This window comes from Ectothiorhodospira shaposhnikovii, from assembly GCF_016584105.1.
Taxonomy (GTDB): domain Bacteria; phylum Pseudomonadota; class Gammaproteobacteria; order Ectothiorhodospirales; family Ectothiorhodospiraceae; genus Ectothiorhodospira; species Ectothiorhodospira shaposhnikovii.
In genome coordinates this window covers 24,590-32,500 of the sequence record NZ_NRSM01000011.1, presented here as the reverse complement: position 1 = coordinate 32,500, position 7,911 = coordinate 24,590, and the positions used below count along the sequence as shown (strand labels likewise).

Annotated in this window: 10 protein-coding genes (1 of these 10 running past the window's edge); 6 read left to right on the top strand and 4 right to left on the bottom strand. The window is 58.2% G+C overall.

Annotated features, from left to right (window positions below; all coding sequences use genetic code 11):
* The 6 genes from mcrC to CKO35_RS07930 form a co-directional block, all read left to right on the top strand.
* On the top strand, positions 1–1,044 hold the 3' portion of the coding sequence (gene mcrC / locus CKO35_RS07955) for a 5-methylcytosine-specific restriction endonuclease system specificity protein McrC (protein WP_338031773.1). It extends 84 nt beyond the left edge of the window; only the last 1,044 of its 1,128 coding nucleotides appear in the window; its start codon lies off the left edge, out of view; its stop codon occupies positions 1,042–1,044.
* Complete coding sequence (locus tag CKO35_RS07950; protein ID WP_200174447.1) at positions 1,034–1,972, top strand: ADP-ribosylglycohydrolase family protein; 939 nt, start codon at positions 1,034–1,036, stop codon at positions 1,970–1,972. Before mcrC ends, CKO35_RS07950 begins: the two co-directional genes overlap by 11 nt.
* Before the next feature lie 13 nt (positions 1,973–1,985).
* Entirely contained in the window at positions 1,986–2,219 is a 234-nt protein-coding gene (locus CKO35_RS07945; protein WP_011369119.1) for a DUF2188 domain-containing protein, read from the top strand.
* Positions 2,220–2,894: 675 nt separating this feature from the next.
* Positions 2,895–3,698, top strand: a complete 804-nt coding sequence (locus CKO35_RS07940; RefSeq protein WP_200174446.1) for a TIGR04255 family protein — start codon at positions 2,895–2,897, stop codon at positions 3,696–3,698.
* A gap of 18 nt (positions 3,699–3,716) precedes the next feature.
* Positions 3,717–4,385: a helix-turn-helix domain-containing protein gene (locus tag CKO35_RS07935; protein ID WP_200174444.1), complete on the top strand. Its 669-nt coding sequence runs from the start codon at positions 3,717–3,719 to the stop codon at positions 4,383–4,385.
* A gap of 11 nt (positions 4,386–4,396) precedes the next feature.
* On the top strand, positions 4,397–5,248 hold the full coding sequence (locus CKO35_RS07930; protein ID WP_200174443.1) for a hypothetical protein: 852 nt from the start codon (positions 4,397–4,399) through the stop codon (positions 5,246–5,248).
* A gap of 22 nt (positions 5,249–5,270) precedes the next feature.
* Here the strand turns inward: CKO35_RS07930 and CKO35_RS07925 are convergent, their stop codons facing one another.
* The 4 genes from CKO35_RS07925 to CKO35_RS07910 are packed head-to-tail and all read right to left on the bottom strand — an operon-like array spanning position 5,271 to position 7,796.
* A complete protein-coding gene (locus CKO35_RS07925) occupies positions 5,271–5,726 on the bottom strand; it encodes a LacI family transcriptional regulator (protein ID WP_200174442.1) in 456 nt (151 codons plus the stop codon).
* Positions 5,723–7,078, bottom strand: coding sequence for a recombinase family protein (locus CKO35_RS07920; RefSeq protein ID WP_200174439.1), 1,356 nt, complete (start codon positions 7,076–7,078; stop codon positions 5,723–5,725). Before CKO35_RS07920 ends, CKO35_RS07925 begins: the two co-directional genes overlap by 4 nt.
* Positions 7,075–7,581, bottom strand: a complete 507-nt coding sequence (locus CKO35_RS07915; protein ID WP_200174437.1) for a DUF2924 domain-containing protein — start codon at positions 7,579–7,581, stop codon at positions 7,075–7,077. The genes CKO35_RS07920 and CKO35_RS07915 overlap by 4 nt, the downstream gene beginning before the upstream one ends.
* Positions 7,578–7,796, bottom strand: a complete 219-nt coding sequence (locus tag CKO35_RS07910; RefSeq protein WP_200174435.1) for a hypothetical protein — start codon at positions 7,794–7,796, stop codon at positions 7,578–7,580. Before CKO35_RS07910 ends, CKO35_RS07915 begins: the two co-directional genes overlap by 4 nt.
* Positions 7,797–7,911: the final 115 nt, after the last annotated feature.

Sequence of the window (7,911 nt, the reverse complement as noted above, 5' to 3'; positions counted from 1 at the left end):
CTGCTCATGCTGTATGCATCGGATTTGTTCAGGGATCTCGAAAAGGCGAAGGTCTCCGTAGAGGATAACCCTGACGACATCCCAGATCTGGTCGCAGAAATGCTTTGCCGCCGCGTCGAGCGTCGTATCCAGCGCAATTTGAGTTATGGCTACCAATCGCGTGAGGCTGTTCTCGGCCGCGTGCGTGGACGCGTCGACCTGCTGAACACGGAGAGGCATCGATTACTGGATCGCGGAAAGGTGGCTTGCCGATTCCATGAGTTGACCATCGATACTGCCCGAAATCGCTATGTCCGGACGGCCCTGGAGGAAATATCCAAAATCGTTCTCCAGGGGACGCTGGCACACCGATGTCGGTCGTTGGCGGCAGGCTTGAGACGCATGGGCGTAACCGGGGAACGTCCGAATCGTGGCGAGGTCTCCATCGACCGCTTCGGGAGGCACGATGCAGATGATCAGCCGATGGTTGCTGCGGCCCACTTGGCCTTCAATCTTGCCCTACCTACGGAGGCCGCAGGCGCAAAGCAATTGTCGTTGCCGGATAGAGAAATCACCTGGATTCGGAAGCTCTACGAGAAAGGGATCGCTGGTTTCTATGATGTCGTGCTTTCCAAAAGAGGGTGGCGCGTCGATGCGGGCAAAACCATTGGCTGGCAGATCGAAAGCAAGAGTCTGGGTATAGACAAGATCCTCCCCTCGATGCGAACCGACATCATCCTTGACCATTCCGACGCGGGACGCCGTATCGTCATTGACACGAAGTTCAACTCCGTTGTGACTCGAGGCTGGTATCGAGAAGAAACACTGCGCAGCGGATACGTCTATCAGATTTACGCCTATTTGAGGTCCCAGGAAGGTAATGGTGATCTTCTCGCTGAAAACGCCTCGGGTCTGCTCCTTCATCCTTCGGTGGGCGATATGCTTAACGAGGCCGTCGTGATCCAGAACCATGAGATTCGATTTGCCACCGTTGATTTGGGAGGGACGGCAAAGGAAATCCGGGAACAGCTTTTACAGGTTCTGGGGGTGTCTTATGCGGGTTAATCGTGCCCAAGGCTGCCTCCTTGGCCAGCTTGCCGGAGACGCCCTCGGCAGCTTGGTCGAGTTCCAGTCGCCGGAGGAGATCCGCCGCAGCTACCCGGAAGGCGTGCGGGAACTGGCCGATGGCGGCACATGGAACACCATTGCCGGTCAGCCAACCGATGACTCGGAGATGGCGCTGCTGCTGGCCCGGATGCTGACAGAGCGTGGAGCCTATGATCCCGATGCCGCGCTTCAGGCCTATCAATTTTGGCTCGACTCCGATCCCTTTGACTGCGGCATGACCATTTCCGCTGGTCTTCGGGGGTCTCCAAACCCCGACAGCCAGGCCAACGGAGCCATGATGCGAATCAGCCCCTTGGGCATTTTCGGGGCCAACCACCCATTGGTGACAGTGGGCGACTGGGCCAGGCAGGACGCCGCTCTGACGCATCCCAATCCGGTGTGCCTTCAGGCGAACTCGCTTTTCACCATGGCGATTGCCCACGCCATTGCCTCGGGCTGCGAAGCCGAGAAGCTCTACCAGAATATCAAACAGTGGGCTGCCGACCTGGCAGTCGACCCGGCTCTCATGGACGCTATCCAAGGAGCCGCCGAAGCTCCACCTGCTGACTACGTCCAGCAACAGGGCTGGGTGTTGACCGCGTTCCGAAATGCCCTGTGGCAACTGCTCAATGCCCCGAGCTTTGAAGCTGGCGTTGTCGATACGGTTATGCGGGGTGGAGACACCGATACCAACGCAGCCATTTGTGGGGCGCTACTGGGCGCAGTGTACGGCCTGGACGCCATACCCGCCCAATGGGTCGACCAGGTCCTGAACTGCCGCCCCAAGGCCGGACATCCCGGCGTCAACCGTCCGCGACCAGAGTGCTTCTGGCCGGTGGATGCTTTGGAGCTAGCAGCGCAACTTATTTCAACGGAAACCAAGTAAACAGGAGGCGAACATGCCAAAGAAACCAGGATCACATCATGTCGTGCCCAACGCTGACGGCGGCTGGGACGTCAAGAAAGACGGCGCGACCCGCAGCAGCGGCCACTTCGACAAGAAGCAGGATGCCGTCGATGCCGGGCGCAAGATCAGCCAGAACCAAGGCACCGAGTTCTACATCCACGGCAAGGACGGGAAGATCCAGAACAAGGACAGCCACGGAAACGATCCGTATCCGCCAAAAGGTTGATGCTCAGGCCAATTCGATTCCCGTTTTGGGAACCGAACCGGCGTCCGAAAACTGGATTCGAAGTTGTTGCTGCTCGACGCCAGGTATCCGGTTTTACTGCAAACCCGTAACCCTCGTCCGGTGCCGGGAAATCAGGGGAGAAATTCGTTTCTCTGGTCGGGTTGTCGGGAAGTTGTTGTGTGAAATGACTTCGGCGTTTATTATCAGGGAGTTACGAGGAGCGCGGGCTTTGAGACTGATTTGCGGTAGGTCGGCGTTCCCTCCACCAATAACAAAACCCCAACCGTTCTCGGTTGGGGTTTTTTCTTGCCGGATCGCGCCGGTTCCCGCGTGTTCTTGGGGGTTCCTGCGGAAGCCTGCGGACTTCGCCAACCGTCAGAATTGGCCGTTCCGGGCCACATGCCACTCTCTCCTGGCCATTCCTCGCTCCGACCTCGCTCCCTGGAACTGGCCCGAAGTCCGCAAAGGCCATAAGTCAGCGCCATACAGATCAAAGAGTTACGCGCGGACGAATCAAGCGGTTGGATTGCGGCATTGGCTGCCGGAGGAAACAGATTCACTCTGATGACTCATCGGTATCAGCGCGTACAGCAGTGTCTTTCTACTGAACCTACCGCTTCCCAGAGTGTCAACTATACTGTAAAGTGTCAATCCTGCTGTCAACTGGAGAGTGCCATGGGTCAAAAAATGAAGAACGCACCGGTGTACTTCACCATTGCTCAAGTCCGGCACAACCCTGTCCTTCGGCTCGGTTCCTACGCTCCCGACATCCAGGATCGTATGCGGAAAGCAGGCTACCCCGACTTTAAGAAGGGTGTCTCCATGGCTTTCACGCTTGCACATCAGCTTGGGGACGCGCAGCAACCTCAAGCCCCGGTCGTTGAACAGGTCGAGCGGCTAATGTTTTTTAGTACCGACAGCACCAGAGGATTCATCGTCGAACAGAATGCACTGTCATTTCATACGACAGAGTACGAAACGTTTGAGGCTCTTGCTGACGAATTCACCCGGGGATTGGCCATCGTTCACGAATGTGTGACGTTGGCTCATTCGGAGAGGATTGGGCTGCGATACCTCGATGCAGTCGTTCCTCCTGCAGGCGAGCCAGGACTTACGGACTATCTAGCGTCTGGCGTACTCGGACTGAGCAGCCGTCTACCTGAAGATGTTCGCGTGTCTCATTCATTTGCCGAAACACACATCCAAACAGCCGACTGTACGGTCCTCGCGCGAACTATTATCCAATCTGGCCCACTCGGATTCCCGATGGACCTTCAACCTATCGGTGTGAAGATCGCTGACCGTTTCCGCGAAATCAATGGGGTCCATGCGATCGTGGATACCGACGCATCAATCGAAGGTCGGCATCCTTTTGATCTAGACAACATAAAGTCTCAGCTCTTTGTGCTGCGAAAAGGGATCGGGGTAGCTTTTGACGCAACTGTTACTCCGCTCGCTGTCTCAGCGTGGAATAGCTGAAACGCAAGGGAGATAAACATGTACGCAGCCTATCAGATCGATGGACCGGCGAGACCCGCCATCCGAACTGCCGCGTTTACGAAAGAAAATGATCTTCTTGTCGACACCGTGCGGCAGAACAATCTTCGTGGGCGCATCCTGACCTATTGCGTAGCCGGCACATTTGGATTGTTGTCACCGAACTATTTGCACGCTAGCGCGGCCACAGCAAATTGGGATATCAATCAGATCGAGATTAATGGGCAAAGCGAGAGTCCAACAGATGCAATCAGTGACTCTGCACGAGATATTGCGCACATACGTGCCGTCACAAAGATATCGGTTTCCGAACTCTCCAGGGTGTTTGGCGTATCGCGACAAGCCGTTCATGAGTGGATTAAGGGCGGCGCTCTTTCGCCGCGAAATGCCCAGAGTCTCTCCGCGTTGGCGCAGGCGACTGACACATTTCTTGAAGCTGGGATCGACGTAACTCCTCAGATTTTCCGCAGAAAAATCGCTGGCGGTCCGTCCATATTGGAAGCTGTCAGAGAAAACGGGAATGTAGTTGAGTTGGCAAGAACGCTCGCTTCCACCATAGTGCGCGAGTCGCAGCAACGCCAGCGCCTCGCTGCGCGCCTTGCGGGGCGATCTGCGCCTTCCGTTTCAGCCGCAGAATTTGGCACCCCTCACCTCAATGAAGATGCGTGAGGAACCAGTGGATGGCAGACACCGATCGGCAGTTCTCATGGCGCCAAGGCGATGTCATAACCCATGAAGCAGCAAAGGCACTCGATCTACTGGCACCAGAGAGCGATGATCAGCACTTTGCTGTACTGATTTCTCACGATTGCGACCTGACCGCTTCGGTCGACAAGGAGCCAGTCGCTGAAGTCATAGTAGGCAGGCGGATAGACAGACTCGGCGGAGACTCTTATGGCAAGACCGCCCGGCGCCTTCATATCGAATATCAGTCAGAAGAAGGCCCCATCGCGATTGAGTTAATGGCAACGACCAAGCGGTCAATCGCAAAGCCAGAGCTGTTCGCCACGCATCCCCGTACAGACATTTGGCTCGATGGCCGGGGTATCGGGATTCTGCAGCGGTGGCTTGCATCCCGCTATCACCGCGCTGCATTTCCAGAAGCCTTTGAGAGTCGCCTGCGTATGGCCAATCTTCCAGGAAAACGAACCTTTCTTAAACGCATAGAGGGCATCCTGGCAGACGGTGGCGATCACATACGCGCACTGCTTTTCGATCTTGATGAAGGTAAAGACGTTGAGCGCGATGGGCCGGACGACGTCTATCAGCTTGGGATTGTCGTGCTCTATGACAGCCTTCGAGACGAGCCAGCTGCTGCAGAAGTCGCAGGCAAGGCAGCTGAAGCGCTGGAAGAGCTTTTCGAGGCAGCCTTTCACCCCAAGGACTCAGGATGTAAAAACATCTGCCTCATGTATTGCGACCCAATTTCGGACAGTGCCATTACAGTCGCTCAACGTGAGATGCTGAAGCAATGGCGGCTGGAGCATATGAGTCTTCAAGAAGACCCGCCGCAACCAATGATCACACCTTGATCCAAATTGAACGGATCGACCCCTAAATGTCCTGTATGAGATGGGGTGTCCTACAGATTTTTCTCCGCTGCTCATCCCACAGCGCTGGCGGATCAACCGCCAGATCGAACAAGGTGATGTGATTCGGCAGCGCGTCGTCGAGGATGGCGGCCACGATGTCGGGTGCCAGCGTGGTCAGGTTGACCATCCGGCTGACGTAGCTGTTGTCGATCCCCTCCCGCGTGGCGATCTCCTTCAACGAATTCGCCTCCCCTGATTCCAGCATGGCCAGCCACCGGTGGCCCCTGGCCAGCGCCAGTTGGATGGAGGTCGGCGCCACGTCCCACGGTCTGACCGGTGCAGTCTCACCGTTCGGGAGAGTGACCAACTTGCGGCCACTGCGGCGCTTAATCTGGATCGGCACGGACAGGGTGAGCCTGCCGTCGCTGGTCTGCAGGATGTCCGGCTCACCGGTCTTCTGGATGCGGATGTCGCTCATGCCAGCGCCTCCTCTTGTTGTTCGACCGGCTCGGGGCGCAGCTCCAGCACCAGGCGTTCGATGCCGTTGGCGCGCAGCCGCACTTCGAGGTCGTTGGGTGACACGATCACCTTCTCGACCAGCAATTTCACGATCCGTGTCTGCTCCGCCGGAAACAGTTGATCCCAAATCGCGTCGAGCCGGGTCATGGCCACGGTGATCTTGGCTTCGTCCAGGGTCGGATCGAGTTTGATCGCTTGCGGCAGCATGTCGCCGAGCAGATTCGGGGCGCGCAGGATCGCGCGCAGTTGATCGAGCACGGCCGACTCGAGTTCAGCGGCAGGCAATCGCGGCAGCCCCGAGGCGCCCGCGTGTTCCTTGGCGTCGCGCTGGGGCACGTAGTAACGGTAGCGCCGGCCATTCTTCTTGGTCGTGTGCCACGGCGACAGCGCGCGCCCGTCGTTGCCGAACACGATGCCCTTGAGCAGATAGGGAACCTTGGCTCGCGTCGTGTTGCCCCGCACCCGGCCATTCGTCTCCAGGATCGCGTGGACGCTGTCCCACAGTTCGCGGCTGACGATCGGCGGGTGTTCGGCCTGGTACCACTGGTCCTTATGCCGCAACTCGCCAAGGTAGGTCCGGTTGCTGAGTAGCTTATAGATGTGGCCCTTGTCGATCGGCCTGCCATCGCGAGTTTTGCCGTCTTGCGTGGTCCACGCCTTCGACGTCGCGCCATCCAGTTTCAGCTCCTTGACCAGTGCGGTACTGGAGCCAAGTTCTACGAAGCGTTGGAAGATGTGTCGGATCAGTTTGGCCTCGCGCTCGTTGGGCACCAGTCGGCGGTTCTCGACGTCGTAACCCAGCGGCGGCACGCCGCCCATCCACATACCCTTGCGCTTGCTGGCCGCTATCTTGTCGCGGATGCGCTCACCGGTGACCTCGCGCTCGAACTGCGCGAAGGAGAGCAAGATGTTCAGCATCAACCTGCCCATGGAGGTCGTCGTATTGAACTGCTGGGTGACCGACACGAACGACACGCCGTAGCGCTCGAACACCTCGACCATCTTGGAGAAGTCCGCCAGGCTGCGCGTCAGGCGGTCGATCTTGTAGATGACGACCACGTCGATCTTGCCGGCCTCGATGTCCGCCATCATGCGGCGCAGCGCCGGACGTTCCATGTTGCCGCCCGAGAAGGCGGGATCGTCGTAGTCGTCGGCTAATGGAATCCAGCCCTCGGCGCGCTGGCTGGCGATGTAGGCGTGGCCTGCATCCCGCTGGGCGTCGATGGAGTTGTATTCCTGGTCCAGCCCCTCGTCGGTGGATTTGCGCGTATAGACCGCGCAGCGCATGCGGCGCTTCAGGACTTCGCTCATCGCCCACCTCTTTTCGTGGTGGACGACTTCGTTTTGGCGCGGGCGGGCGGCTTGAGCCCAAAGAACAGCGGCCCCGACCAGCGCATGCCGGTGATCTCGCGGGCGATCATCGAGAGGCTCGGGTACATCCGGCCTTCAAAGTCGTACTGACCATCGGCGGTCGCGATCACGCGGTGCTCGACACCTTTGTATTCCCGGACCAGCACGGTGCCGGCGGCCGGACGGTAATCGCGGTCGCGTTTTTTCACTTTGCCGGTTGCCACCAGGGATTCGATGCGGCGCTGATTGCGATCCAGCAGGTTGGCATCGACCTTGCGGAACTCCAGCTCCTGCAGCCGGTAGGCAATCCGGCGTTCGAGGAACTGGCGGTTGTGGGTGGGTGTATCGCCACCGACCAGCTTTTGCCAAAGCGCCCGGATCTCTGCCATCGGCATCTCGGGCAACCTGGCGATCTGCGCTGCCACCGATGGCGGCGTGGAAAACGATGGTGTTTGCGTACTCATTTCGACTCCGTAGTTGTCTTGTTGACGGGGTCTGTATGAACACGCTGGTTGCCAGAGAAGCCAAGCTCAAACCCGCTCGCTTCTGCCCTTGTTGCGGACTGTTCTGTGCCGGTGATACGCAGGCGTGCCAGGCCGTTGGCCAGCAACGACGCGATCTCGTAGCGACGCTGTTCCGGCGTCATCCGCTCTGGTGGTAGATGGTTGATTTGGTGCATTGGTGGCGATCCTCTCGGTCAAACTCACATGCAGTGAAATTGTCCGGGTGGACTGCCGCCGACACCATGAGGGAGTTTCGGAGTCGTGCGAACTGATGCGGGTTGCTGCGAAAAG

Bases quoted from the DNA above. Each gene is read 5' to 3' on its own strand.
- CKO35_RS07950 (WP_200174447.1), top strand. From the start codon at position 1,034: ATGCGGGTTAATCGTGCCCAAGGCTGCCTCCTTGGCCAGCTTGCCGGA.
- CKO35_RS07945 (WP_011369119.1), top strand. From the start codon at position 1,986: ATGCCAAAGAAACCAGGATCACATCATGTCGTGCCCAACGCTGACGGC.
- CKO35_RS07940 (WP_200174446.1), top strand. From the start codon at position 2,895: ATGGGTCAAAAAATGAAGAACGCACCGGTGTACTTCACCATTGCTCAA.
- CKO35_RS07935 (WP_200174444.1), top strand. From the start codon at position 3,717: ATGTACGCAGCCTATCAGATCGATGGACCGGCGAGACCCGCCATCCGA.
- CKO35_RS07930 (WP_200174443.1), top strand. From the start codon at position 4,397: ATGGCAGACACCGATCGGCAGTTCTCATGGCGCCAAGGCGATGTCATA.
- CKO35_RS07925 (WP_200174442.1), bottom strand. From the start codon at position 5,726: ATGAGCGACATCCGCATCCAGAAGACCGGTGAGCCGGACATCCTGCAG.
- CKO35_RS07920 (WP_200174439.1), bottom strand. From the start codon at position 7,078: ATGAGCGAAGTCCTGAAGCGCCGCATGCGCTGCGCGGTCTATACGCGC.
- CKO35_RS07915 (WP_200174437.1), bottom strand. From the start codon at position 7,581: ATGAGTACGCAAACACCATCGTTTTCCACGCCGCCATCGGTGGCAGCG.
- CKO35_RS07910 (WP_200174435.1), bottom strand. From the start codon at position 7,796: ATGCACCAAATCAACCATCTACCACCAGAGCGGATGACGCCGGAACAG.